This window comes from Agrococcus terreus, from assembly GCF_014645235.1.
In the GTDB taxonomy this organism is placed as follows: domain Bacteria; phylum Actinomycetota; class Actinomycetes; order Actinomycetales; family Microbacteriaceae; genus Agrococcus; species Agrococcus terreus.
This window is the reverse complement of the sequence record NZ_BMLM01000001.1, coordinates 525,267-546,033: the sequence shown is the minus strand read 5'-3', so window position 1 is coordinate 546,033 and position 20,767 is coordinate 525,267. Positions and strand designations below refer to the sequence as shown.

At 71.2% G+C, this 20,767-nt stretch carries 32 protein-coding genes; 1 reads left to right on the top strand and 31 read right to left on the bottom strand.

Annotation, left to right across the window (positions count from 1 at the left end):
- Window position 1: 1 nt before the first annotated feature.
- Window positions 2–811, bottom strand: a complete 810-nt coding sequence (gene truA / locus IEW90_RS02725; protein ID WP_188715793.1) for a tRNA pseudouridine(38-40) synthase TruA — start codon at window positions 809–811, stop codon at window positions 2–4.
- Window positions 812–901: 90 nt separating this feature from the next.
- Between truA and IEW90_RS02720 the strand changes: the two genes are divergently transcribed.
- A complete protein-coding gene (locus IEW90_RS02720) occupies window positions 902–2,749 on the top strand; it encodes a glycoside hydrolase family 15 protein (protein ID WP_188715791.1) in 1,848 nt (615 codons plus the stop codon).
- Window positions 2,750–2,835: 86 nt separating this feature from the next.
- On the opposite strand, the gene rplQ is transcribed toward IEW90_RS02720, so the two are convergent.
- The 30 genes from rplQ to rplB all read right to left on the bottom strand — a co-directional run bounded on the left by rplQ (window position 2,836) and on the right by rplB (window position 20,750).
- Window positions 2,836–3,420 (bottom strand): 50S ribosomal protein L17, encoded by a 585-nt coding sequence (gene rplQ / locus IEW90_RS02715; protein WP_188715789.1) that lies wholly within the window; start codon window positions 3,418–3,420, stop codon window positions 2,836–2,838.
- A 36-nt stretch (window positions 3,421–3,456) separates the two neighbouring features.
- Window positions 3,457–4,446, bottom strand: a complete 990-nt coding sequence (locus tag IEW90_RS02710; protein WP_188715787.1) for a DNA-directed RNA polymerase subunit alpha — start codon at window positions 4,444–4,446, stop codon at window positions 3,457–3,459.
- 99 nt (window positions 4,447–4,545) lie between these two features.
- Window positions 4,546–4,944 carry a 30S ribosomal protein S11 gene (rpsK, locus tag IEW90_RS02705; protein ID WP_188715784.1) on the bottom strand — a complete coding sequence of 133 codons (399 nt, stop codon included), beginning with the start codon at window positions 4,942–4,944 and terminating at the stop codon, window positions 4,546–4,548.
- Window positions 4,945–4,968: 24 nt separating this feature from the next.
- Window positions 4,969–5,346, bottom strand: a complete 378-nt coding sequence (gene rpsM / locus IEW90_RS02700; protein ID WP_188715782.1) for a 30S ribosomal protein S13 — start codon at window positions 5,344–5,346, stop codon at window positions 4,969–4,971.
- Window positions 5,347–5,525: 179 nt separating this feature from the next.
- Window positions 5,526–5,639, bottom strand: a complete 114-nt coding sequence (gene rpmJ, locus IEW90_RS02695; RefSeq protein WP_004008316.1) for a 50S ribosomal protein L36 — start codon at window positions 5,637–5,639, stop codon at window positions 5,526–5,528.
- 61 nt (window positions 5,640–5,700) lie between these two features.
- Entirely contained in the window at window positions 5,701–5,922 is a 222-nt protein-coding gene (gene infA, locus IEW90_RS02690; protein ID WP_188715780.1) for a translation initiation factor IF-1, read from the bottom strand.
- 120 nt (window positions 5,923–6,042) lie between these two features.
- Window positions 6,043–6,948, bottom strand: a complete 906-nt coding sequence (locus tag IEW90_RS02685; RefSeq protein WP_188715777.1) for a BtaA family protein — start codon at window positions 6,946–6,948, stop codon at window positions 6,043–6,045.
- A 70-nt stretch (window positions 6,949–7,018) separates the two neighbouring features.
- The gene (locus IEW90_RS02680; RefSeq protein ID WP_188715775.1) at window positions 7,019–8,140 is read right to left on the bottom strand and encodes a mannitol-1-phosphate 5-dehydrogenase; all 1,122 of its coding nucleotides are present in this window, start codon (window positions 8,138–8,140) and stop codon (window positions 7,019–7,021) included.
- Window positions 8,140–8,571, bottom strand: coding sequence for a PTS mannitol transporter subunit IIA (locus IEW90_RS02675; RefSeq protein ID WP_188715773.1), 432 nt, complete (start codon window positions 8,569–8,571; stop codon window positions 8,140–8,142). Before IEW90_RS02675 ends, IEW90_RS02680 begins: the two co-directional genes overlap by 1 nt.
- Window positions 8,568–10,142 (bottom strand): PTS mannitol transporter subunit IIBC, encoded by a 1,575-nt coding sequence (locus IEW90_RS02670; protein ID WP_188715771.1) that lies wholly within the window; start codon window positions 10,140–10,142, stop codon window positions 8,568–8,570. Before IEW90_RS02670 ends, IEW90_RS02675 begins: the two co-directional genes overlap by 4 nt.
- A 25-nt stretch (window positions 10,143–10,167) precedes the next feature.
- The gene (locus tag IEW90_RS02665) at window positions 10,168–10,422 is read right to left on the bottom strand and encodes an HPr family phosphocarrier protein (protein WP_188715768.1); all 255 of its coding nucleotides are present in this window, start codon (window positions 10,420–10,422) and stop codon (window positions 10,168–10,170) included.
- A 150-nt stretch (window positions 10,423–10,572) separates the two neighbouring features.
- Window positions 10,573–11,418: a type I methionyl aminopeptidase gene (map, locus tag IEW90_RS02660; protein ID WP_373284699.1), complete on the bottom strand. Its 846-nt coding sequence runs from the start codon at window positions 11,416–11,418 to the stop codon at window positions 10,573–10,575.
- Window positions 11,418–12,017 (bottom strand): adenylate kinase, encoded by a 600-nt coding sequence (locus IEW90_RS02655; protein WP_188715766.1) that lies wholly within the window; start codon window positions 12,015–12,017, stop codon window positions 11,418–11,420. Before IEW90_RS02655 ends, map begins: the two co-directional genes overlap by 1 nt.
- The gene (gene secY, locus IEW90_RS02650) at window positions 12,018–13,349 is read right to left on the bottom strand and encodes a preprotein translocase subunit SecY (RefSeq protein WP_188715764.1); all 1,332 of its coding nucleotides are present in this window, start codon (window positions 13,347–13,349) and stop codon (window positions 12,018–12,020) included. It abuts the gene before it with no gap.
- A gap of 60 nt (window positions 13,350–13,409) precedes the next feature.
- Window positions 13,410–13,874, bottom strand: coding sequence for a 50S ribosomal protein L15 (rplO, locus tag IEW90_RS02645; protein ID WP_188715762.1), 465 nt, complete (start codon window positions 13,872–13,874; stop codon window positions 13,410–13,412).
- Window positions 13,867–14,055 carry a 50S ribosomal protein L30 gene (gene rpmD / locus IEW90_RS02640; protein ID WP_188715760.1) on the bottom strand — a complete coding sequence of 63 codons (189 nt, stop codon included), beginning with the start codon at window positions 14,053–14,055 and terminating at the stop codon, window positions 13,867–13,869. The genes rplO and rpmD overlap by 8 nt, the downstream gene beginning before the upstream one ends.
- Complete coding sequence (rpsE, locus tag IEW90_RS02635) at window positions 14,052–14,765, bottom strand: 30S ribosomal protein S5 (protein ID WP_188715758.1); 714 nt, start codon at window positions 14,763–14,765, stop codon at window positions 14,052–14,054. The genes rpmD and rpsE overlap by 4 nt, the downstream gene beginning before the upstream one ends.
- Window positions 14,762–15,133 carry a 50S ribosomal protein L18 gene (gene rplR / locus IEW90_RS02630; protein WP_188717997.1) on the bottom strand — a complete coding sequence of 124 codons (372 nt, stop codon included), beginning with the start codon at window positions 15,131–15,133 and terminating at the stop codon, window positions 14,762–14,764. Before rplR ends, rpsE begins: the two co-directional genes overlap by 4 nt.
- Entirely contained in the window at window positions 15,133–15,669 is a 537-nt protein-coding gene (gene rplF / locus IEW90_RS02625; RefSeq protein ID WP_188715756.1) for a 50S ribosomal protein L6, read from the bottom strand. Before rplF ends, rplR begins: the two co-directional genes overlap by 1 nt.
- A gap of 6 nt (window positions 15,670–15,675) precedes the next feature.
- The gene (gene rpsH / locus IEW90_RS02620; protein ID WP_188715754.1) at window positions 15,676–16,074 is read right to left on the bottom strand and encodes a 30S ribosomal protein S8; all 399 of its coding nucleotides are present in this window, start codon (window positions 16,072–16,074) and stop codon (window positions 15,676–15,678) included.
- An 85-nt stretch (window positions 16,075–16,159) separates the two neighbouring features.
- Window positions 16,160–16,726: a 50S ribosomal protein L5 gene (gene rplE, locus IEW90_RS02615; protein ID WP_188715752.1), complete on the bottom strand. Its 567-nt coding sequence runs from the start codon at window positions 16,724–16,726 to the stop codon at window positions 16,160–16,162.
- Window positions 16,719–17,090, bottom strand: a complete 372-nt coding sequence (gene rplX, locus IEW90_RS02610; protein WP_188715751.1) for a 50S ribosomal protein L24 — start codon at window positions 17,088–17,090, stop codon at window positions 16,719–16,721. The genes rplE and rplX overlap by 8 nt, the downstream gene beginning before the upstream one ends.
- A gap of 3 nt (window positions 17,091–17,093) precedes the next feature.
- Window positions 17,094–17,462: a 50S ribosomal protein L14 gene (gene rplN, locus IEW90_RS02605; protein ID WP_123697054.1), complete on the bottom strand. Its 369-nt coding sequence runs from the start codon at window positions 17,460–17,462 to the stop codon at window positions 17,094–17,096.
- Between the two features lie 26 nt (window positions 17,463–17,488).
- Complete coding sequence (gene rpsQ / locus IEW90_RS02600; RefSeq protein WP_188715749.1) at window positions 17,489–17,770, bottom strand: 30S ribosomal protein S17; 282 nt, start codon at window positions 17,768–17,770, stop codon at window positions 17,489–17,491.
- Window positions 17,770–18,069, bottom strand: a complete 300-nt coding sequence (rpmC, locus tag IEW90_RS02595; protein WP_188715747.1) for a 50S ribosomal protein L29 — start codon at window positions 18,067–18,069, stop codon at window positions 17,770–17,772. The genes rpsQ and rpmC overlap by 1 nt, the downstream gene beginning before the upstream one ends.
- On the bottom strand, window positions 18,069–18,488 hold the full coding sequence (rplP, locus tag IEW90_RS02590; protein WP_188715745.1) for a 50S ribosomal protein L16: 420 nt from the start codon (window positions 18,486–18,488) through the stop codon (window positions 18,069–18,071). Before rplP ends, rpmC begins: the two co-directional genes overlap by 1 nt.
- On the bottom strand, window positions 18,488–19,222 hold the full coding sequence (gene rpsC / locus IEW90_RS02585; protein ID WP_188715743.1) for a 30S ribosomal protein S3: 735 nt from the start codon (window positions 19,220–19,222) through the stop codon (window positions 18,488–18,490). Before rpsC ends, rplP begins: the two co-directional genes overlap by 1 nt.
- On the bottom strand, window positions 19,222–19,590 hold the full coding sequence (gene rplV, locus IEW90_RS02580) for a 50S ribosomal protein L22 (protein WP_188715741.1): 369 nt from the start codon (window positions 19,588–19,590) through the stop codon (window positions 19,222–19,224). The genes rpsC and rplV overlap by 1 nt, the downstream gene beginning before the upstream one ends.
- Before the next feature lie 26 nt (window positions 19,591–19,616).
- Entirely contained in the window at window positions 19,617–19,898 is a 282-nt protein-coding gene (gene rpsS / locus IEW90_RS02575; RefSeq protein ID WP_021010891.1) for a 30S ribosomal protein S19, read from the bottom strand.
- A gap of 12 nt (window positions 19,899–19,910) precedes the next feature.
- Window positions 19,911–20,750, bottom strand: a complete 840-nt coding sequence (gene rplB / locus IEW90_RS02570) for a 50S ribosomal protein L2 (protein ID WP_188715732.1) — start codon at window positions 20,748–20,750, stop codon at window positions 19,911–19,913.
- Window positions 20,751–20,767: the final 17 nt, after the last annotated feature.

Genomic DNA, 20,767 nt, shown 5'->3' with positions numbered 1-20,767 from the left:
GCTAGTCCTCGACGTCGTCGGCGCTGCGGCGCGCCCGGGCGCGCTCGGCCTGCGCGGCGAGCTCGTCGTCCGGCGGGTAGCCGACGGCCACGAGCGTCAGCCCGTGGGGCGGCATGAGGCCCGTGCGCGGCGAGCGGGCCCGCTCGTCGAGCAGCGCCGCCGCCTCGGCGAGCCCGAGGCGGCGCTCGCCCACGCGCACGCACGCGCCCACGAGGGCCCGCACCATCGAGTGGCAGAAGGCGTCGGCCGTGAGCGAGGCAGTGAGCAGCGGGCCGTCCTGCGCCCACGAGAACGCGCGCAGGTGGCGGATCGTCGTCGCACCCTCGCGCGGCTTGCAGAACGCGGCGAAGTCGCGCAGCCCCACGAGCGCCTCGGCCGCGCGGCGCATCGCGTCGACGTCGAGCGGCCGCGGCACGTGGGCCGCGGTGCGGCGCTCGAGCGGATCCGCGGGGCCGGCGACGATGCGGTAGCGGTACGAGCGCGACACGGCCGAGAAGCGCGCGTCGAAGCCCGCGGGCGCGAGGCCGACGGACCGCACGACGAGGTCGCCCTCGGGCGCCGCGAGCCGCGAGAGGCGGTGCGCGAGCCGCGGCTCGACGCCGAGCGCGTCGGGCACGTCGGCGTGCGCCACCTGCCCGCTCGCGTGGACGCCCGCATCCGTGCGCCCCGCGACGACGACGCGCACCGGCTCGCGCGCGACGGTCGACAGCGCGCGCTCGAGCTCGCCCTGGCAGGTGCGGAGTCCCGGCTGCGCGGCCCAGCCCGAGAAGCCGCCGCCGTCGTACGCGAGGTCGAGGCGGATGCGGGGCACGCCACGAGGATACGGGGACGGGGCGCCGCGAGCGGGCGCCCCGTCCCCGCGGTGCGCGGATGCGGAGGCGCGGCTCGATAGCGTCGAGGCATGCAGGACGAAGCCCTCCGCGTGCAGCGCCCCGACCCCGCAGCCGAGCTCGACCAGGGGCGGCCCACGCCGCAGCCCATCGAGGACTACGCCATGATCGGCGACCGCACCACCGCGGCGCTCGTCGGCCTCGACGGCTCCATCGACTGGCTCTGCCTGCCGCGCTTCGACTCCCCCGCCTGCTTCGCGGCGATCCTCGGCGGGCCCGAGCACGGCCGCTGGCGCCTCGCGCCCGTCGACGAGGCGATCGTGACCCGGCGGTACGTGCCCGGCAGCCTCGTGCTCGAGACCACCTACCGCACCGCCACCGGCGTCGTCCGCGTCACCGACGCGATGCCCACGGGCGACGGCGTCGCCGACGTGCTCCGCGTCGTCGAGGGCGTCGAGGGCGAGGTCGAGCTCGAGCAGGAGCTCATCGTGCGCTTCCACTACGGCCGCGCGGCACCGTGGGTCCGCCGGCTCGAGGTCGACGGCGAGGAGGTGCTCTCGATGATCGCCGGTCCCGACCGGCTCGTGCTCCGCTCCGACCCGCTGCCCGAGTCCGGCCACCACGCGCATCGGGCGCGCTTCGCCGTGCGGGCCGGCGAGCGCCGGGCGCTCGACCTGCGCTGGCAGCGCTCCTGGCGCCCCTTCGGCGCCGCGGTCGACGAGCGCCAGGCGCTCGAGGCGACGATCGCGCAGTCGCGCGAGTGGCTCGCTGCGCTCGCCTACGTCGGCCCCTACCGCGAGGCGGTCGAGACGAGCGTGCTCGTGCTGCGCGGGCTCACCGACGAGGCGACCGGCGGCATCATCGCCGCGCCCACCACCTCGCTCCCGGAGGACCCGGGCGGCGAGCGCAACTGGGACTACCGCTTCACGTGGCTGCGCGACGCGTCGCTCACCGTCGACGCGCTCATCGCCGTCGGGCTCGACGACAAGGTCGACCACTGGCGCGACTGGCTCCTGCGCGCCATCGCGGGCGACCCGGAGGACATGCAGATCATGTACCGCGTCGACGGCGGCCGAGACCTGCCCGAGCGCGAGCTCGAGCACCTGCCCGGCTACGCGGGCTCCAGCCCCGTCCGCATCGGCAACGGGGCGGTCGGCCAGCGGCAGCACGACGTGCTCGGGCAGGTCATGCTCACCCTCGCGCGCCTGCGCGAGATCGGCCACGACGACGAGCACGACTCGTGGCACATGCAGCGCGCGCTCCTCACCGAGCTCGAGCGCCACTGGCGCGAGCCCGACCAAGGGCTCTGGGAGATGCGCGGCGAGCCGCAGCGCTTCACGCACTCGCTCGCGATGATGTGGGCGGCCTTCGACCGGGGCATCCGCGCGATCGAGGAGGACGGCTGCGACGGCGACGCCGAGCGGTGGAAGCCCATCCGCGCCGCACTGCACGACGAGGTCATGGGCGCCTGCTTCAGCGAGGCGACCGGCTCGTTCCGGCAGCACGCCGGCACCGACGAGGTCGACGCCTCGCTGCTGCAGCTGCCCACGATCGGCATCGTCGCGGCGACGGATCCGCGCTTCCTCGGCACGATCCGCCGCATCGAGGAGCAGCTCGTGCACCACGGCATCCCGCTGCGCTACCGGACCACGGGGCTCGACGGCCTCGCGGGCGACGAGCACCCGTTCGTGCTGTGCGGCTTCTGGCTCGTCATCGCCTACGCGCAGGCCGGCCGGGTCGCCGACGCGCACGGTCTCATGGAGCAGCTGCTCGCGCACCGCAACGACGTGGGCCTGCTCGCCGAGGAGGTCGACCCGGTGACCGGGCACCACTGGGGCAACCACCCCCAGGCGTTCTCGCACCTCGGGCTCGTGCTCGCGGCCACCGCGATCGCGGAGGCGGAGGCCGGGCGCCGCTAGCGCCTCGCGCTCGCCGGCCCCTCCGCCCCGGCACGCGAAGAGGGCCCCGCTCGCGCGGGGCCCTCTCTGCGTGGGTGGAGCAGACCCTACTTGGTCTCCTCGGCCTTCTCGTCGGCGGCGGGCTCGGCCTCGACGGCCTCGTCGCCGGCCTCGGGGGCCTCGGTCGTCTCGGCCTCGGTCGCCTCGGCGTCGGTCGTCTCGACCTCGGCCTCCTCGGCCTTCGCCTCCTCGGCCTTGGCCGCGGCGGCCTCCTGGTCGGCGGCGGCCGACGTCGCGGCGGCGGACGCCTTCGACTTCGACGCCTTCTTCTGCACCGGCTCGAGCACGAGCTCGATCTGCGCCATGGGGGCGTTGTCGCCCTTGCGGTAGCCGAGCTTCGTGATGCGGGTGTAGCCGCCCTCGCGCTCCGCGACGAGCGGCGCGATCTCGGTGAAGAGCTCGTGCACGACGCCCTTGTCGCCGATCACGGCGAGCACGCGACGGCGCGCGTGCAGGTCGCCGCGCTTCGCGAACGTGATGAGGCGCTCGGCGATCGGACGCAGGCGCTTGGCCTTCGTCTCGGTCGTCTTGATCGACTTGTGCGTGAACAGCGCGGCCGCGAGGTTCGCGAGCAGCAGGCGCTCGTGCGCCGGACCGCCTCCGAGGCGGGGACCCTTGGTGGGCTTGGGCATGGTTCGTATCCCTCTAGTTCTTCAGTCGGCCCGCGTTCAGCGAGCGTCCTCGTCGTAACCGCTGTAGAAGTGCGCGCCGTCGAAGCCGGGCACCGCGTCCTTGAGCGAGAGGCCGAGCTCGGTGAGCTTGTCCTTCACCTCGTCGACCGACTTCTGGCCGAAGTTGCGGATGTTCATCAGCTGCGTCTCGCTCAGCGCCACGAGCTCGGACACCGTGTTGATGCCCTCGCGCTTGAGGCAGTTGTACGAGCGGACCGACAGGTCGAGCTCCTCGATCGGCGTGGCGAGCTCGCCCGAGCCGATGGCCTCGGCGGGCGCCTGGCCGATCTCGATGCCCTCGGCCTCGGCGTTCAGGTCGCGCGTCAGGCCGAACAGCTCGACGAGCGTGCGGCCGGCCGACGCGATGGCGTCGCGCGGCGAGATCGCCGGCTTCGTCTCGACGTCGACGACGAGCGAGTCGAAGTCGGTGCGCTCACCGGCGCGCGTCGCCTCGACGCGGTAGGTGACCTTGAGGACCGGCGAGTAGATCGAGTCGACCGGGATGACCCCGGCCTCGGCGAACTCGTCGCGGTTCTGGGCGGCCGACACGTAGCCGCGGCCGCGCTCGATCGTGAGCTCGAGCTGCAGCTTCGCCGAGTCGTTCAGCGTCGCGAGCACGAGCTCGGGGTTGTGGATCTCGACGCCGGCGGGAGCCGTGATGTCGGCGGCCGTGACCTGGCCCGCGCCCTGGCGCGAGAGGTAGGCGACGACGGGCTCGTCGTGCTCGCTCGAGACGACGAGCTGCTTGACGTTCAGGATGATCTCGGTGACATCCTCCTTCACGCCGGTGATCGTCGAGAACTCGTGGAGCACGCCGTCCAGGCGGACGCTCGTGACAGCGGCGCCGGGGATCGACGAGAGGAGGGTGCGGCGGAGGGAGTTGCCGAGGGTGTAGCCGAAGCCGGGCTCGAGCGGCTCGATGGTGAACCGCGAGCGGTGCTCGGCGATGGTCTCCTCGGTGACAGTGGGGCGCTGGGCGATCAGCACGTGTCGGTTCCTTTCGGTCGCGAGTCCGCTATATGACTCGCGTGTTCGGTGACGGCGGAGGGCCGGGCAGGCGCAGGAGCGCCTGCCCGGCAGGAGCGACTAGTTGCGGCGGGGCTTCGGCGGACGGACGCCGTTGTGCGCCTGCGGCGTCACGTCGTGGATCGCGCCGATCTCGAGGCCGGCGGCCTGGAGCGAGCGGATCGCCGTCTCGCGGCCCGAACCGGCGCCCTTGACGAACACGTCGACCTTCTTCATGCCGTGGTCCTGCGCCTGGCGCGCGGCCGACTCGGCGGCGAGCTGCGCGGCGTAGGGCGTCGACTTGCGCGAGCCCTTCATGCCGATCGCGCCGCCCGAGGCCTGCGAGATGACGGCACCGGTGGTGTCGGTGATCGAGACGATCGTGTTGTTGAACGTCGACTTGATGTGGGCGTGGCCCGCGGCGATGTTCTTCTTGTCCTTCTTGCGCGGCTTGCGGACCGCGGACTTGGGAGCTGCCATTGTTCTCTACCTCTTCCCCGCGGCCTAGCGGCCGGCCTTCTTCTTGCCGGCGACCGTCTGCTTCTTGCCCTTGCGGGTGCGCGCGTTGGTCTTGGTGCGCTGGCCGCGCACGGGGAGGCCGCGGCGGTGGCGGATGCCCTCGTACGAGCCGATCTCGACCTTGCGGCGGATGTCGGCGGCCACCTCGCGGCGGAGGTCGCCCTCCACCTTGAACTCGGCCTCGATGTGGTCGCGGAGCGCGACGAGCTGGTCGTCGGTCAGGTCCTTGACGCGGATGCTGCGGTCGATGCCGGTTGCCTCGAGCGTGGCGACCGAGCGGGTGCGGCCGACGCCGTAGATGTACGTCAGTGCGATCTCCACGCGCTTCTCGCGCGGGATGTCGACACCTGCGATGCGTGCCATCGTGTGTCTCCTCAGGAGTGTGAGAGGTGTGGAGCAGCGGAGGTGCCTGGGCCTCTCCCCAAGGTGTCGCGCGTCGCGCTCTTACCGCTGCTGGGTGCTGTCCGCCTGGTGCGGACGTGTTCAGTTGTGCGCGTGGTGCGAGCGCTCGTGACGCCGCCCCGCGAGGGGCGGCGCCGCGATCAGCCCTGCCGCTGCTTGTGGCGGGGGTTCTCGCAGATGACCATCACGCGACCGTGCCGGCGGATGACCTTGCACTTGTCGCAGATGGGCTTGACGCTGGGGTTGACCTTCATGTTGTTCCTCGCTGGCCTCGTGCCCGTGCGGATGCGCGGGCCGTTCCTTGTCCAGCAGCCGTCACTTGTAGCGGTAGACGATCCGGCCGCGGCTGAGGTCGTACGGGCTGAGCTCCACGATCACGCGGTCCTCCGGGAGGATGCGGATGTAGTTCTGCCGCATCTTGCCCGAGATGTGCGCGAGCACGACGTGGCCGTTGGACAGCTCCACGCGGAACATCGCGTTGGGAAGTGCCTCGACCACCGAGCCCTCGATCTCGATGACGCCGTCTTTCTTGGCCATAGCCTCTTCTGCTTGATTGGCGGTTGCTGGTCGTGCGAGTGGCACGCGCATACGGGCGCATGACACCAACGGGCAAGATTACGCGGGTTCGCGGCATTCGCGCAAGCCGGGCGTGTCGAGCTAGCTCCGGTGCACGACGATCGACCCCCACAGCATGGCGCGGTCGCGGCGCGCCCGCTTCGCCGCGTCGTCGTCCATCGTGGTCGCGAACGAGCGGGCGACGACCGCGCCGCCGGGCGCGATCGCGCGCACCGCCGCCTTGCGCAGGTCGCGCACCCACCGCTCGTCGGCGCCGTCGGACACGTTCGAGAGCGACACCGCGTCATAGGCGCCGCCGGGCGCCCGCTCGAGGTGCTCGAGCAGCGGCTCGGCCTCCCAGCGGATGGCGCCCGGGTCGACGCGCTCGAGCTCGTGCCCGGGCAGCTCCTCCCCCAGCAGCAGCCGCCACGCCCACGGGTTCGACGCGGGCGGGTGCTTGCGGAACGCGCGCGCGACCCGGCCGCGCACCGCGTCGTCGAAGTGCGCGGGGATCGACGTGGCGAAGTCGCGCTGCACGAGCGCCGTGAGCGCGCCCGCCGGTCCCAGCACCGTGCGCAGGATCGAGGCGAGGGTGCGGTTGTCGAGCCGCGCCTTCCAGTGCGCCGCCGCGCGGATGGGGTCGCCCTCCTGCAGGAACTGGCGCACGCGGCGGCGGCTCCACGCCGGGCTCGCCGCGCGCACCATGCCGCGGCCGAGGTCCATGAGCCGCTCGGCGGCGCCGGGTTCGAACGGCGCGCCGCCGACGCGGCGTCGCGCGTACTCGAGCTGCTCCCGGTTCGCGGCGATGGCCGTCACCTCGTGGCCGGCGGCGGCGAGCGCCGCGACCACCTCGCCCGCGCCCGCCGAGACGAGCACGCGGCTGCCGGGCTCGAGCAGCTCGAGCTCGACGCGCGGGTCCTCCCAGTCCCAGCCGTGCAGCAGGCGCTGGCGGGGGTTCGCGCTCGCGCGCCCGACGCGCCGCGCGCGCCCTGCGCCGCGCGTCAGCACCGCTCCCCCGATCCCATGCTCCGATCCTGCACCAGGAGGGTGCCCGTCCGCTGAGCGGACGGGCGGCGGCTCAGGCCTGCGCCGCGCGCACCTCGGCCTCGAGCAGCGGCTGCAGCGGGTGGCCGGCCTCGATCCCGCTCACCTCGGCCACGAACGGCGCGGCGTCGCGCGTCGCGAGGAGCTGCTGCAGCTCCACCGCCTGCTCGTCGCCCTCCGCGTCGAAGCGGAGCGCCGTCGCGTAGGCGGCGACGAGGCCGGCCGCGTCGTCGCCGCGCTCGAGCAGCTCGGCGGCGGGCTGCACGAACCGCTCGCGGCGCGAGAGCTTGCGCAGCGGCTGGCGGCCGATGCGCTCGCACGTGTCGGGCAGCGCCGGGTTCTCGAACCGGGCGATCGCGCGCGCGACGTAGGCCGCGTGCTCGTCGGCGTCGAAGCCGAACTTCGCCACCAGCAGCCGCGCGGTGTCGGCGAGCGCGGCGTCGACCGCCGCGCGCACCCCGGGCTCGGCGAGCGCCTCGGCGATCGTGCCGATGCCGCGCGTCCACCCCTGGTACGCCGTCGTGGCGTGGCCGGTGTTCACCGTGAAGAGCTTGCGCTCGATGAACGGCGCGAGGTCGTCGACGAAGTGCGCGTCGGGGATGACCGGCGCGTCGCCCGCGAAGGGCGTGCGGTCGATCGACCACTCGAAGAAGTCCTCGACCACCACGTCGAGGCCGCTCGGGTCCTGCGGCGGGATGATGCGGTCGACCGCCGTGTTCGCGAACACCGCGCGGTCGGCGAGCGTCGGCGCCCCCTCGAGCACGAGGTCGCGGAGCGTGTCGGTGGCGCCGATCGCGTTCTCGCACGCCATGACCGCCACGGGCGCGCCCGAGCGCAGCTCGAGGCCCTCGCGGATCACCGGTGCGATGAACCGCATCGCGGTCGGGCCGACGGCGCACGTGACGACGTCGGCGTCCGCGACCGCCTGCGCCGCGGCGGCGGGGTCGGCCCGCGAGTCGATGCCCGTGAACCCCGTCACGGTGTGCACCTGCGCCTCTGGGCCGACCTCGCGCACCTCGTACGACTCGGTCGTGCGGAGCAGCTCGATGAGGTCGGCGTTGACGTCGACGAAGGTCACCTCGTAGCCGGCGCGATGCAGGATGAGGCCGACGAAGCCGCGCCCGATGTTGCCGGCGCCGAAGTGGACCGCGCGCATCACTCGTTGACGTCGCCCAGCAGCGCCATGATCGCCTCGGCGTCCGGCGCCTCGACGAGCTTCGCCACCTCGTCCTCGTCGGCGAACACCACCGCGATCTTCGACAGGATCTCGAGGTGCCCGCCGTCCTTGCCTGCGATGCCGATCACGAAGCGCACCTCGTTGCCGTCCCAGTCGATGGGCGTCGCGTAGCGCGCGACCGACAGCGCCGAGGCGAGGATCGAGTCCTTCGACTCGTTCGTGCCGTGCGGGATCGCGAGCAGGTTGCCCATGTAGGTGGACACGCTCGCCTCGCGCTCGCGCATCGCGTCGGCGTAGTCGGGGGTGACCGCCCCGGCGGCGACGAGCATGTCGGCCGCCTCCTGGATGGCCTCCTCCTTCGTCGTCGCCCGCGGGCTCGTCGTGATCTGCGCCGTCGTGAGGACCGTCATCGTGCCTGCGTCTCCTTGCTCGCCGCGACCTGCGCGACGACGTCGTCGTACTTCGGGCTGTTCATGAAGTTCTCGACCGACACGTGGATCGCGTCGGGCGTGCGCTGCTTCGCCCGGTCGGTGAGATCGCGGTGCGTCACGATGAGGTCGGCCGTCGACGGCTGGAGGTTCGCGATCGAGATGTTCGTCACCTCGACGCCCTCGATGCCGGCCTTCTTGATCTTGCTGCGCAGCACGCTCGCGCCCATCGCGCTCGAGCCCATGCCCGCGTCGCACGCGAACACGATCCGGTCGATCGGGTGCGCGGCGACCGCGGCCGACGAGGCCCCGGCCGCACCCGCCGCGCCGCTCGCGGCCGTCAGGTTCGACAGGTGCTCCGACTCGCGCCCCTTGTTCGCGGTCGTCTGCGCGACGGCGGCGCCGAGGGCGTCGTCGCCTGCGGCCTCGCGCTCGAGGTCGCGTCGGCGGCCCGCCCGGAGGATGATCGCCGCGACGAGGAACGTCACGCCCGCGGCGATGACGACCGAGAGCAGCACGCCCAGCAGGTTCGGCACGCCCACGAGCGCGGCCTGCGCGCCGACCGCGATGATGCTGCCCGGCGCCGCCGGGCCGGCGAGGCCCGTGCCGAGGAGCATGTTCGTGGCCACGCCCGACGCGCCGCCGAGCACGAGCGCCGCGATGAGCGTCGGCTTCATGAGCGCGTAGGGGAAGTAGACCTCGTGGATGCCGCCGAGGAAGTGGATGATCGCGGCGCCCGGCGCCGTGGCGCGCGCGGCGCCGACGCCGAAGACCGAGAACGCGAGCAGCAGGCCGAGGCCCGGGCCGGGGTTCGCCTCGAGGAGGAACAGGATCGACTTGCCGTCGACCGCGACCTCCGACGTGCCGAGCGGCGTCAGCACGCCGTGGTTGATCGCGTTGTTGAGGAAGAACACCTTCGCGGGCTCGATGAGCAGCGAGGCGACGGGCAGCAGGCCCGTCTCGACGAGCCAGCCGACGGCGCCGCCGACGACCGACATGATCCAGTTCACGACCGGGGCGACGATGTAGAAGCCGACGAGGCCCATGAGGAAGGCGACGATGCCCGCCGAGAACATGTTGACGAGCATCTCGAAGCCGGCCCGGACCTTGCCGTCCCACAGCTTGTCGAGCTGCTTCATCACCCAGGCCGAGAGCGGTCCGAGGATCATCGCGCCGATGAACATGTGGACCTGGCCGAGCTCGGCGCCGCCCTCGGCGGGCGGGTTCGCCTCGTTGAACGCAGCGATGAGCACGTCGGAGCCGGCGATCGCGCCCATGACGGCGAACGCGCCGACGACGGCTCCGCGGGTGTCGTAGACCATCCGGCCGCCGGTGCCGGCGATGAGGATCGGCAGGAGATAGTGGATCGTCGGGGCGACGATCGACGCGAGGTCGGCGTTCGGCAGGGGGCCCACGTCGATGAAGAGGGCGGTGACGATGCCCCACGCGATGAGCGCGGGGATGTTCGGCATGATCATGCCGGAGAGGAAGGTGCCGAACTTCTGGACGGCGACGCGCGCGCCGCCCTTCTGCTGTGCTGGGGTGGCGGTCATCGGGGACTCGATCCTGCTGGGACGCTCAGGCGTCGTGATCGGTGCTGAGGAGCTGCTCGAGCTCGTCGAGGATCGCCTCGTCGTCGGAGGCGATGGTCACCTGGTCGCCCTGCGAGACGCCGAGCGAGATGACCGAGAGGATGCTCGCCGCGTTCACCTGCTTGTCGCCCTTGGCGACGGTGACGGGGCTGGCAGCCTTGGCGGCGGCCTGCGCGAAGAGCGAGGCGGGGCGGGCGTGCAGCCCGTGGGAGGACTCGACGGTGACGGTGCGCTCTGCCATGGTGCTCCTTCGCTCGGAGAGGCCCGACGGGCCCGTGATCGGTGTCACGCTACCAAAGGCGGATGGGCGTCGGAACCGGTCTCGCGGCGCGCCGCGGGACGCCCGTCCACGAGCCACTCCGGGGGACGCCCGAAGGTGTCCCCGCCGGGCTCAGCGCTCGGCGATGGGGACCGGCACGACGCCCAGCGGCGCGAGCTCGGCGGCGCCGCCGTCGAGGGCCGTGAGCACCCAGATGCCGCCGGAGTGCACCGCCACGGAGTGCTCCCACTGGCACGCGTCGGCGCCGTCGGCGCTCCGCACCGTCCAGCCGTCCGCGTCGGTCGTCGTCTCGATGCCGCGCTCGTGCACGATCGGCTCGATCGCGACGCACAGGCCCGGCTTCACGGCGGGCCCGGTCACGCGGGTGCGGTAGTTGAACACCGGCGGCTCCTCGTGCATGCGCGCACCGATGCCGTGGCCGATGTAGTCCTCCGAGATGCCGTAGTCGGAGTGCTCGTCGACGTGGTCCTCGATCGCGGCGCTCACCTCGCCGAGCTGGCGGGCCGAGGCGAGGGCGGCGATGCCGGCGAGCAGCGCACCGCGCGTGACCGCGCTGAGGCGGCGGCGCGAGGCGGCGAGCTCGCCCTGCGCCTCCGAGCCGTCGGCCTCGGGCACCACGACCGAGATGGCCGCGTCGCCGTTGAGGCCGTCGATCTTCGCCCCGCAGTCGATCGTCACGAGGTCGCCCGGCACGAGCGGCGTCGCACCGGGGATCCCGTGCACGACGACGTCGTTGACGTTCGCGCAGATCGCGTGCTCGTAGCCGGGCTCGAGCTGGAAGTTCGGCACGGCGCCGTGCTCGCGGATCGTGCGCTCCGCGATCGCGTCGAGCTCGAGCGTCGTCACGCCGGGCCGGATCGCGGCGGCGACCGCCTCGAGCGCGAGCGCGGTGATGCGCCCGGGCTCGCGCATGCCGGCGAGCTCGCGGCGCGACTTGTACGGACCGCGCCGGCGCATCAGGCCTGGACGCTCGGCGTGCCCTGCACGCCGCGGGCGGCGAGGCCGTCGAGGATGCGCGCGGTGACCTCGTCGACCGCGCCGATGCCGTCGACCTCGATCACGAGGCCGCGCTCGGCGAAGGTCGCGACGAGGGGCGCCGTCTCGCGCTCGTAGACCTCGAGGCGGTGGCGGATGACCTCCTCGGTGTCGTCGCTGCGGCCCTGCTCGGCCGCGCGGGCCGAGAGGCGGCGGACGACCTCGTCGGTGTCGGCGACGAGGCGCACGACGGCGTCGAGCCGCTCGCCGCGGCGCTCGTTCACGCCGTCGAGGAACGCGACCTGGCCCGCGGTGCGCGGGTAGCCGTCGAGCAGGTAGCCGGCCTGGGCGTCGGCCTGCGCGAGCCGGTCGTCGACGAGCTCGTTCGTGAGCTCGTCGGGCACGTACTCCCCCGCGTCGAGGATCGCGGTGACCCGCTGCCCGAGCTCGGTCTGCTCCTTGATGTTCTGGCGGAAGATGTCGCCCGTCGACACCGCGGGGACGCCGAGCGCCTCCGCGATCCGGACGGCCTGCGTGCCCTTGCCCGCTCCCGGCGGGCCGACGATGAGGAGGTTCGGCATCTAGCGGATGAGCCCTTCGTAGTGGCGCTGCTGCAGCTGCGCGTCGATCTGGCGGACCGTCTCGAGGCCGACGCCGACGATGATGAGGATGGACGCGCCGCCGAACGGGAAGTTCTGGTTCGCACCGACCGTCGCGAGCGCGATGAGCGGGATGAGGGCGACGAGGCCGAGGTAGATCGAGCCCGGGAACGTGATGCGGGTGAGCACGTAGTCGAGGTACTCGGCGGTCGGCCGTCCCGCGCGGATGCCGGGGATGAAGCCGCCGTACTTCTTCATGTTGTCGGCGACGTCCTCGGGGTTGAAGGTGATCGCGACGTAGAAGTAGGTGAAGCCCACGATGAGCAGGAAGAACACCAGCATGTAGAGCGGGTGGTCGCCGGTCGTGAAGTTCGCCTGCACCCACAGCACCCAGTCCGGCGGCGTCGAGCCGTCGGCGGGCGTGTTGAACTGCGCCACGAGCGCCGGCAGGTACAGGAGCGAGGAGGCGAAGATGACGGGCACGACGCCGGCCATGTTCACCTTGATCGGGATGTAGGTCGACTGCCCGCCGTACATGCGGCGACCGACCATCCGCTTCGCGTACTGCACCGGGATGCGGCGCTGGGACTGCTCGACGAAGACGACGAGGCCCATGATGAGCACGCCGACCAGGAGCACCATGATGAAGGTGTTCGGACCCTGCGTCTCGAAGATGATGCCGAGGGCGCCGGGGAACGTCGCGGCGATCGACGTGAAGATGAGCAGCGACATGCCGTTGCCGACGCCGCGCTCGGTGATGAGCTCGCCGAGCCACATGATGAGGCCCGTGCCCGCCGTCATGGTGATGACCATGAGGAGGATCGCGTACCAGGTGTCGCTCGTGAGCAGGTTCTGGCACTGCGGGAGCGCGGGGCCGCCCGTGGCCGAGAACAGCGCGCCCGAGCGGGCGACCGTGATGAGCGTCGTCGACTGCAGCACGCCGAGCGCGATCGTGAGGTAGCGCGTGTACTGCGTGAGCTTCGACTGCCCCGCCTGGCCCTCCTTGTAGAGCGCCTCGAAGTGGGGGATGACGACGCGCAGCAGCTGCACGATGATCGACGCGGTGATGTAGGGCATGATGCCCAGCGCGAAGATGCTCAGCTGCAGCAGGGCGCCGCCGGAGAAGAGGTTGACGAGCTGGTAGAGGCCCGTCGTGGTCTGGTTGGCCGCGATGCACGCCTGCACGTTGCCGTAGTCGACGAACGGCGCGGGGATGAACGACCCCAGCCGGAACACCGCCACGATGGCGAGCGTGAAGAGGATCTTCCGACGCAGGTCGCGCGTCTTGAAGATGCGTGCGATGGCACTGAACACGTGCAGCCTTCCGAGAATGGCAGTAGGGGCGGCCCGCTCGCGGACCGCCCCTCAGCCTACTTACTTGATCGAGCCGCCCGCGGCCACGATCTTCTGCTCCGCGGCAGCAGAGACCTTGTCGACCGTCACGGTGAGCGCGACCGACAGCTCGCCGCCGGCGAGCACCTTGACCAGCTGGTTCTTGCGCACGGCGCCCTTGGCCACCAGGTCGGCGACCGTCACCTCGCCGCCGGCGGGGTAGAGCTCCTGGAGCGCGCCCACGTTGACGACCTGGTACTCGGTGCGGAACGGGTTCTTGAAGCCGCGCAGCTTGGGAGCGCGCATGACGCTGTTCAGCTGGCCGCCCTCGAACCCGGGCTTCACGGAGTAGCGGGCCTTCGTGCCCTTGGTGCCTCGACCGGCCGTCTTGCCCTTCGACGCCTCACCGCGGCCGACGCGCGTGCGCGCCGTCTTCGCACCCGGAGCGGGGCGGAGGTGGTGGACCTTGAGGGCCGGCAGCTCGGCCGACTCGTTCTTCTCAGTCATTCTCGATCTCCTCGACCTTCACGAGGTGGCGGACCGTGTTGACGTAGCCACGGTTCTGCTGGGTGTCCTCGCGCACGACCGACTGGCCGATGCGCTTCAGGCCCAGCGACCGGAGCGTGTCGCGCTGGTACTGCTTCTCGCTGATCGTCGACTTCGTCTGCGTGATCTTCAGCTTGCTCACTTGCCCGCCGCCTTCGCGATCTCAGCCTCGTGCTTGGTGAACTCGGCCTCGGCGCGGAGCAGGCGCTCCGGCACGACGCGGTCCACCGGGAGGCCACGGCGAGCGGCGACGGCGCGGGGCTCCTCGAGCTGGCGCAGCGCCTCCACCGTGGCGTGCACGATGTTGATGGAGTTCGACGAGCCGAGCGACTTGCTCAGGACGTCGTGGATGCCGGCGCACTCGAGGACGGCGCGCACCGGGCCGCCCGCGATGACACCGGTACCGGCGGCAGCGGGACGGAGCAGCACGACGCCGGCAGCGGCCTCGCCCTGCACCGGGTGCGGGATCGTCTTGGCGATGCGGGGGACGCGGAAGAAGTTCTTCTTCGCCTCCTCGACGCCCTTCGAGATGGCCGTGGGGACCTCGCGCGCCTTGCCGTAGCCGACGCCGACCATGCCGTCGCCGTCGCCCACGACGACGAGCGCCGTGAAGCTGAAGCGGCGGCCGCCCTTGACGACCTTCGAGACGCGGTTGATCGTCACGACGCGCTCGAGGAACTGGTTCTCGGTGCGGTCGTCACGACGGCCGCGCTCGTTGCGCGTGCCGCGGTCGCGGCTGCCGCGACGCTGCTCGCGCGGCTCGTCGCGGTGGTCGGCCTGCTGGCCGGCCTCGGCCGGAGCCGCCGCCTGCGTGGTGTCGGTCACCTGCGTGTCCTTGTTCTCTTCGCTCACAGTCCCAGACCTGCCTCTCGTGCGCCGTCGGCGATCGCCGCGACACGGCCGGCGTAGCGGTTGCCGCCGCGGTCGAACACGACCGACTCGACGCCCGCGGCCTTCGCGCGCTCGGCGACGAGCTCGCCCACGCGCTTGGCCTTGGCCGACTTGTCGCCGTCGAACGCGCGGAGGTCCGCCTCCATCGTCGACGCGGATGCGACCGTGCGGCCCACCGAGTCGTCGACGATCTGGACGAAGACGTGGCGCGCCGAGCGGGTGACCACCAGGCGCGGCACCGACGCGGTGCCGACGATCTTCTTGCGGAGGCGTGCGTGGCGGCGACCGCGGGCAGCCGACTTGCTCTTGCCTCGGGTTCCGATGCCCATCACTTACCAGCCTTTCCAGCCTTGCGGCGGATCTGCTCGCCCGCGTAGCGGACGCCCTTGCCCTTGTAGGGCTCCGGCTTGCGCAGCTTGCGGAGGTTCGCTGCCACCTCGCCGACGGCCTGCTTCGAGATGCCGGTGACGGTGACCTTGGTGTTGCCCTCGATCGCGAACGTGATGCCGGCCGGCGGCTCGACGACGATCGGGTGCGAGTAGCCGAGCGCGAACTCGATGCCCGTGCCCTTGGCGGCGACGCGGTAGCCCGTGCCGACGACCTCGAGCTGCTTCGAGTAGCCCTGCGTGACGCCCACGATGTCGTTGGCGATGAGGGTGCGGGTCAGGCCGTGGAGCGAGCGCGACTCGCGCTCGTCGTCCGGGCGCGTGACCTGGACCTGGCCGTCGGCGACCTCGACCTGGATCGGCTTCGCGATCCGGACCTGCAGCTCGCCCTTCGGGCCCTTGACGGTGACGACGTCGCCGTCGACCGTGATGTCGACACCCGAGGGGATGTCGATGGGGAGTCGTCCGATACGTGACATCTCAGCTCACCACACGTAGGCGAGGACTTCCCCGCCGACGCCCTTCTGCTCGGCCTCACGGTCCGTGAGGAGGCCCGAGCTCGTGGACAGGATCGCGACGCCGAGGCCGCCGTGGACCTGGGGGATCTCGGTCGACTTCGCGTACACGCGGAGGCCGGGCTTCGAGACGCGCTTGATGCCGGAGATCGAGCGCTCGCGGTTGGGGCCGTACTTGAGGGAGAGGGTGAGCGTCTTGCCGACGCGCGCGTCCTCCACCTTCCACGCCGTGATGAAGCCCTCGCGCTCGAGGATCTCGGCGATGTTGGCCTTCAGGTTCGACGACGGCAGCTGGACCTCGTCGTGCATCGCCGTGTTGGCGTTGCGCAGACGCGTCAGCATGTCGGCGACCGGGTCGGTCATCGTCATGATGGGTTCTCCGTTCTGGTTTCGACGCCCGTTCCACGGACGCCGACCTGGAATGTCAGCTCGGTGCCGGCGGCACCGATGGGGGTCAGGACTCGGCCTGGAAGGGGAAGCCGAGCGCCTTGAGCAGCGCGCGACCCTCGTCGTCCGTCTTCGCCGTCGTGACGACGGTGATGTCGAAGCCGCGGACGCGGTCGATCCGGTCCTGGTCGATCTCGTGGAACACCGACTGCTCCGTGAGGCCGAACGTGTAGTTGCCGTTGCCGTCGAACTGCTTCGGGCTCAGGCCGCGGAAGTCGCGGATGCGGGGCAGCGCGAGCGTCAGCAGGCGGTCGAGGAACTCCCACATGCGGTCGCCGCGGAGCGTCACGTGGGCGCCGATCGGCATGCCCTCGCGCAGCTTGAACTGGGCGATCGACTTGCGCGCGAGCGTGACCATCGGCTTCTGGCCGGTGATCTGCGTGAGGTCCTTGATCGCGCCCTCGATGACCTTCGAGTCGCGCGCGGCCTCGCCGACGCCCGTGTTCACGACGATCTTCACCAGGCCCGGCACCTGCATGACGTTCTCGAACGAGAACTCCTCGCGGAGCTGCCCGACGATCGTCTCGCGGTACTGCTGCTTCAGGCGGGGCAGGCGCACTGCGGTGTCAGTCATTGCTCTTGATCTCCTTGCCCGACTTCGTCGAGACGCGCACCTTCGTCGTGGTCGTGACGCCGTTCTTCTCGGACGTCGTGACCTCGCTGCGGACGCGCGTGGGCTTCTTCGACTCGGGGTCGACGAGCGCGACGTTCGACACGTGGATCGGGGCCTCGTGGGTCTCGATGCCGCCCGTGCGGGTGCCGCGGTTGGTCTGGCCGACCTTGATGTGCTTCGTGACGAGGTTGACGCCCTCGACGATGACGCGGTTGCGGTCCGTGAGGACCTCGAGCACGCGGCCCGTCTTGCCGCGGTCGCCGCCGCGGGACTGGCGTGCGCCGGCGATGACGACGACGAGGTCGCCCTTCTTGATGCTGGCCATGAGTCAGATCACCTCCGGTGCGAGCGACACGATCTTCATGAAGCGCTTGTCGCGGAGCTCGCGGCCGACCGGGCCGAAGATGCGGGTCCCGCGGGGGTCCCCGTCGTTCTTCAGGATGACGGCTGCGTTCTCGTCGAACTTGATGTACGAGCCGTCGGGACGACGGGTCGACTTGACGGTGCGGACGATGACGGCCTTGACGACGTCGCCCTTCTTGACCGCACCGCCGGGGATGGCGTCCTTGACCGTGGCGACGATCGTGTCGCCCAGGCCGGCGTAGCGGCGGCCGGAGCCGCCGAGCACGCGGATGGTCAGGAGCTGCTTGGCGCCGGTGTTGTCGGCGACCTTGACGCGGGATTCCTGCTGGATCATCTCTGGATCTCCTTCGAGGCCGAGGCCTACTTGGCCTTCTCGAGGATCTCGACGAGGCGCCAGCGCTTGGTGGCGCTCGTCGGACGGGTCTCGGCGATCAGCACGCGGTCGCCGATGCCGGCGGCGTTCTGCTCGTCGTGGGCCTTCACCTTCGACGACTGGCGGATGACCTTGCCGTAGAGGGGGTGCTTGACGCGGTCCTCGACCTCGACGACGACGGTCTTGTCCATCTTGTCGGAGACGACGTAGCCGATGCGGGACTTGCGGTACCCGCGCTGCACGGTGTCCGTGTTCTGCTCGGTGGCCATCAGTTCTCCTCGGCCTTCTCGGCCTCGTCGGCCTTCTTGGACTTCTTCTTGTCCGCGGGCTTCTCGACGGGCGCCGGGGAGGCGCTGATGCCGAGCTCGCGCTCGCGGATCACGGTGTACAGGCGCGCGATGTCGCGCTTCACGGCGCGCAGGCGGCCGTGCGACTCCAGCTGGCCGGTGGCCGACTGGAAGCGGAGGTTGAACAGCTCCTCCTTGGCCCGCTTCAGCTCGACGACGAGTCGCTCGTCGTCGAAGGTGGCGAGCTCGGCGGGCATGAGCTCCTTGGAACCGATCGCCATTATGCGTCAGCCTCCTCGCGCTTGATGATGCGTGCCTTGAGCGGCAGCTTGTGGATGGCTCGCTGCATCGCCTCGCGCGCGAGCTCCTCGTTGACGCCGGCGACCTCGAAGAGGACGCGGCCCGGCTTGACGTTGGCGACCCACCACTCGGGCGAGCCCTTGCCGGAGCCCATGCGGGTCTCGGCGGGCTTCTTCGTGAGCGGACGGTCGGGGTAGATGTTGATCCACACCTTGCCGCCACGCTTGATGTGGCGGGTCATGGCGATACGAGCGGCCTCGATCTGGCGGTTCGTGACGTACGCAGGCGTGAGCGCCTGGATGCCGAACTCGCCGAAGCTGACCTTCGTGCCACCGGTGGCCTGTCCGCTGCGCTTCGGGTGGTGCTGCTTGCGGTGCTTGACTCGACGGGGGATGAGCATTACGCCTTGCCTCCTGCTGCGGCCGCGTCGTCGCGACGGGGACCCCGACGCTCGCGCTGCGGCTTCTGGTTCGCCTGCTCGCGGGCCAGCTCGCGGTTCGTGAGCTCGCCGTTGTAGATCCAGACCTTGACGCCGATGCGGCCGAAGGTCGTCTTGGCCTCGTAGAAGCCGTAGTCGATGTTCGAGCGGAGCGTGTGCAGGGGCACGCGGCCCTCGCGGTACGACTCGCTGCGGCTCATCTCGGCGCCGCCGAGACGGCCCGACACCTGGATCTTCACGCCCTTGGCGCCGGCGCGCTGCGCCGACTGCAGGCCCTTGCGCATCGCGCGGCGGAAGGCCACGCGGGCGCTGAGCTGCTCCGCGATGCCCTGCGCGACGAGCTGCGCCGAGCCCTCGGGGTTCTTGACCTCGAGGATGTTGAGCTGGATCTGCTTGCCGGTGAGCTTCTCGAGGTCGGCGCGGATGCGCTCGGCCTCGGCGCCGCGGCGGCCGATCACGATGCCCGGGCGGGCGGTGTGGATGTCGACGCGGACGCGGTCGCGGGTGCGCTCGATCTCGATGCGGGCGACGCCGGCGCGGTCGAGGCTCGTCGTGAGCATCCGGCGGATGCGGACGTCCTCGGCGACGTAGTCGGCGTAGCGCTGCCCGGGCTTCGTCGACTCGGCGAACCAGCGCGACACGTGGTCGGTGGTGATGCCGAGGCGGAAGCCGTACGGGTTGACCTTCTGTCCCATTACTTCTCGTCCTCCGTGGTCGGCGTCGCGAGCACGACGGTGATGTGGCTCGTCCGCTTGTTGATGCGGAACGCGCGACCCTGTGCACGCGGCTGGAACCGCTTGAGCGTGGTGCCCTCGTCGACGAAGATGCGCGACACGTAGAGGTCGCTGTCGTCGAGGAACTCGTTCGACGCGTCGGCCTTGACCCGGGCGTTCGCCATCGCCGAGGCGACGAGCTTGTACACCGGCTCCGAGGCGCCCTGCGGGGCGAACTTCAGGATCGCGAGGGCCTCCTCGGCCTGCTTGCCGCGGATCATGTCGACGACGCGGCGGGCCTTCTGAGGGGTCACGCGGATGTGACGAACGCGAGCGATCGACTCAACCATTGCCTTCTCCTTCTTCCGTCGCCGCGTCAGCGGCGACGGCCCTTCTTGTCGTCCTTCACGTGACCGCGGAAGGTGCGGGTGGGCGCGAACTCGCCCAGCTTGTGGCCGACCATCGTCTCGGTGACGAAGACCGGGATGTGCTTGCGGCCGTCGTGCACGGCGATCGTGTGGCCGAGCATGGCCGGGACGATCATCGAGCGGCGCGACCACGTCTTGATGACGTTCTTGCTGCCGGCCTCGTTCTGGCGAACCACCTTGGTGAGGAGGTGGTCGTCGACGAACGGACCCTTCTTGAGGCTGCGGGGCATCGGACTCTCCTACTAGCGCTTCTTCTTGCCGGTCGGGCGGCGACGGACGATGAGCTTGTCGCTCGGCTTGTTCGGCCGGCGGGTGCGGCCCTCGGCCTGGCCCCAGGGGCTGACGGGGTGGCGGCCACCGCTCGTCTTGCCCTCGCCACCACCGTGCGGGTGGTCGACCGGGTTCATCGCGACACCGCGGACCGTCGGACGGACGCCCAGCCAGCGCTTGCGGCCGGCCTTGCCCCAGTTGATGTTCGACTGCTCGGCGTTGCCGACCTCGCCGACCGTGGCGCGGCAGCGCACGTCGACGTTGCGGATCTCGCCCGACGGCAGGCGGAGCTGCGCGTAGGGGCCGTCCTTCGCGACGAGGCGCACCGAGGCGCCCGCCGAGCGGGCCAGCTTCGCGCCGCCGCCCGGACGCAGCTCGATCGCGTGCACGACCGTACCCGTCGGGATGTTGCGGAGCGGGAGGTTGTTGCCGGGCTTGATGTCGGCACCGGCGCCCGACTCCACGACGTCGCCCTGCTTGAGCTTGTTGGGAGCGATGATGTAGCGCTTCGTGCCGTCCTCGAAGTGCAGCAGCGCGATGCGCGCCGTGCGGTTCGGGTCGTACTCGATGTGCGCGACGCGGGCGTTGACGCCGTCCTTGTCGTTGCGCTTGAAGTCGATGACGCGGTACTGGCGCTTGTGACCGCCACCGATGTGACGCGTCGTGATGCGGCCCGTGTTGTTGCGGCCACCCGTCTTGGGGAGCGGGCGGAGCAGCGACTTCTCGGGCGTCGTGCGCGTGATCTCAGCGAAGTCGGCGACCGAGGAGCCGCGACGACCGGGGGTCGTCGGCTTGTACTTGCGAATTGCCATGATGCGTGTCCTCCAGA

Excerpts from the sequence above, each read along its gene's own strand:
- IEW90_RS02720 (WP_188715791.1), top strand. The coding sequence starts at position 902 with ATGCAGGACGAAGCCCTCCGCGTGCAGCGCCCCGACCCCGCAGCCGAG.
- rplQ (WP_188715789.1), bottom strand. The coding sequence starts at position 3,420 with ATGCCCAAGCCCACCAAGGGTCCCCGCCTCGGAGGCGGTCCGGCGCAC.
- rpsK (WP_188715784.1), bottom strand. The coding sequence starts at position 4,944 with ATGGCAGCTCCCAAGTCCGCGGTCCGCAAGCCGCGCAAGAAGGACAAG.
- rpsM (WP_188715782.1), bottom strand. The coding sequence starts at position 5,346 with ATGGCACGCATCGCAGGTGTCGACATCCCGCGCGAGAAGCGCGTGGAG.
- rpmJ (WP_004008316.1), bottom strand. The coding sequence starts at position 5,639 with ATGAAGGTCAACCCCAGCGTCAAGCCCATCTGCGACAAGTGCAAGGTC.
- infA (WP_188715780.1), bottom strand. The coding sequence starts at position 5,922 with ATGGCCAAGAAAGACGGCGTCATCGAGATCGAGGGCTCGGTGGTCGAG.
- IEW90_RS02680 (WP_188715775.1), bottom strand. The coding sequence starts at position 8,140 with ATGCGCGCGGTCCACTTCGGCGCCGGCAACATCGGGCGCGGCTTCGTC.
- IEW90_RS02675 (WP_188715773.1), bottom strand. The coding sequence starts at position 8,571 with ATGACGGTCCTCACGACGGCGCAGATCACGACGAGCCCGCGGGCGACG.
- IEW90_RS02670 (WP_188715771.1), bottom strand. The coding sequence starts at position 10,142 with ATGACCGCCACCCCAGCACAGCAGAAGGGCGGCGCGCGCGTCGCCGTC.
- IEW90_RS02665 (WP_188715768.1), bottom strand. The coding sequence starts at position 10,422 with ATGGCAGAGCGCACCGTCACCGTCGAGTCCTCCCACGGGCTGCACGCC.
- map (WP_373284699.1), bottom strand. The coding sequence starts at position 11,418 with ATGCGCCGGCGCGGTCCGTACAAGTCGCGCCGCGAGCTCGCCGGCATG.
- IEW90_RS02655 (WP_188715766.1), bottom strand. The coding sequence starts at position 12,017 with ATGCCGAACCTCCTCATCGTCGGCCCGCCGGGAGCGGGCAAGGGCACG.
- rplO (WP_188715762.1), bottom strand. The coding sequence starts at position 13,874 with ATGACTGAGAAGAACGAGTCGGCCGAGCTGCCGGCCCTCAAGGTCCAC.
- rplR (WP_188717997.1), bottom strand. The coding sequence starts at position 15,133 with ATGGGCATCGGAACCCGAGGCAAGAGCAAGTCGGCTGCCCGCGGTCGC.
- rplF (WP_188715756.1), bottom strand. The coding sequence starts at position 15,669 with ATGTCACGTATCGGACGACTCCCCATCGACATCCCCTCGGGTGTCGAC.
- rpsH (WP_188715754.1), bottom strand. The coding sequence starts at position 16,074 with ATGACGATGACCGACCCGGTCGCCGACATGCTGACGCGTCTGCGCAAC.
- rplE (WP_188715752.1), bottom strand. The coding sequence starts at position 16,726 with ATGACTGACACCGCAGTGCGCCTGCCCCGCCTGAAGCAGCAGTACCGC.
- rplX (WP_188715751.1), bottom strand. The coding sequence starts at position 17,090 with ATGGCCAGCATCAAGAAGGGCGACCTCGTCGTCGTCATCGCCGGCGCA.
- rplN (WP_123697054.1), bottom strand. The coding sequence starts at position 17,462 with ATGATCCAGCAGGAATCCCGCGTCAAGGTCGCCGACAACACCGGCGCC.
- rpsQ (WP_188715749.1), bottom strand. The coding sequence starts at position 17,770 with ATGGCCACCGAGCAGAACACGGACACCGTGCAGCGCGGGTACCGCAAG.
- rpmC (WP_188715747.1), bottom strand. The coding sequence starts at position 18,069 with ATGGCGATCGGTTCCAAGGAGCTCATGCCCGCCGAGCTCGCCACCTTC.
- rplP (WP_188715745.1), bottom strand. The coding sequence starts at position 18,488 with ATGCTCATCCCCCGTCGAGTCAAGCACCGCAAGCAGCACCACCCGAAG.
- rpsC (WP_188715743.1), bottom strand. The coding sequence starts at position 19,222 with ATGGGACAGAAGGTCAACCCGTACGGCTTCCGCCTCGGCATCACCACC.
- rplV (WP_188715741.1), bottom strand. The coding sequence starts at position 19,590 with ATGGTTGAGTCGATCGCTCGCGTTCGTCACATCCGCGTGACCCCTCAG.
- rpsS (WP_021010891.1), bottom strand. The coding sequence starts at position 19,898 with ATGCCCCGCAGCCTCAAGAAGGGTCCGTTCGTCGACGACCACCTCCTC.
- rplB (WP_188715732.1), bottom strand. The coding sequence starts at position 20,750 with ATGGCAATTCGCAAGTACAAGCCGACGACCCCCGGTCGTCGCGGCTCC.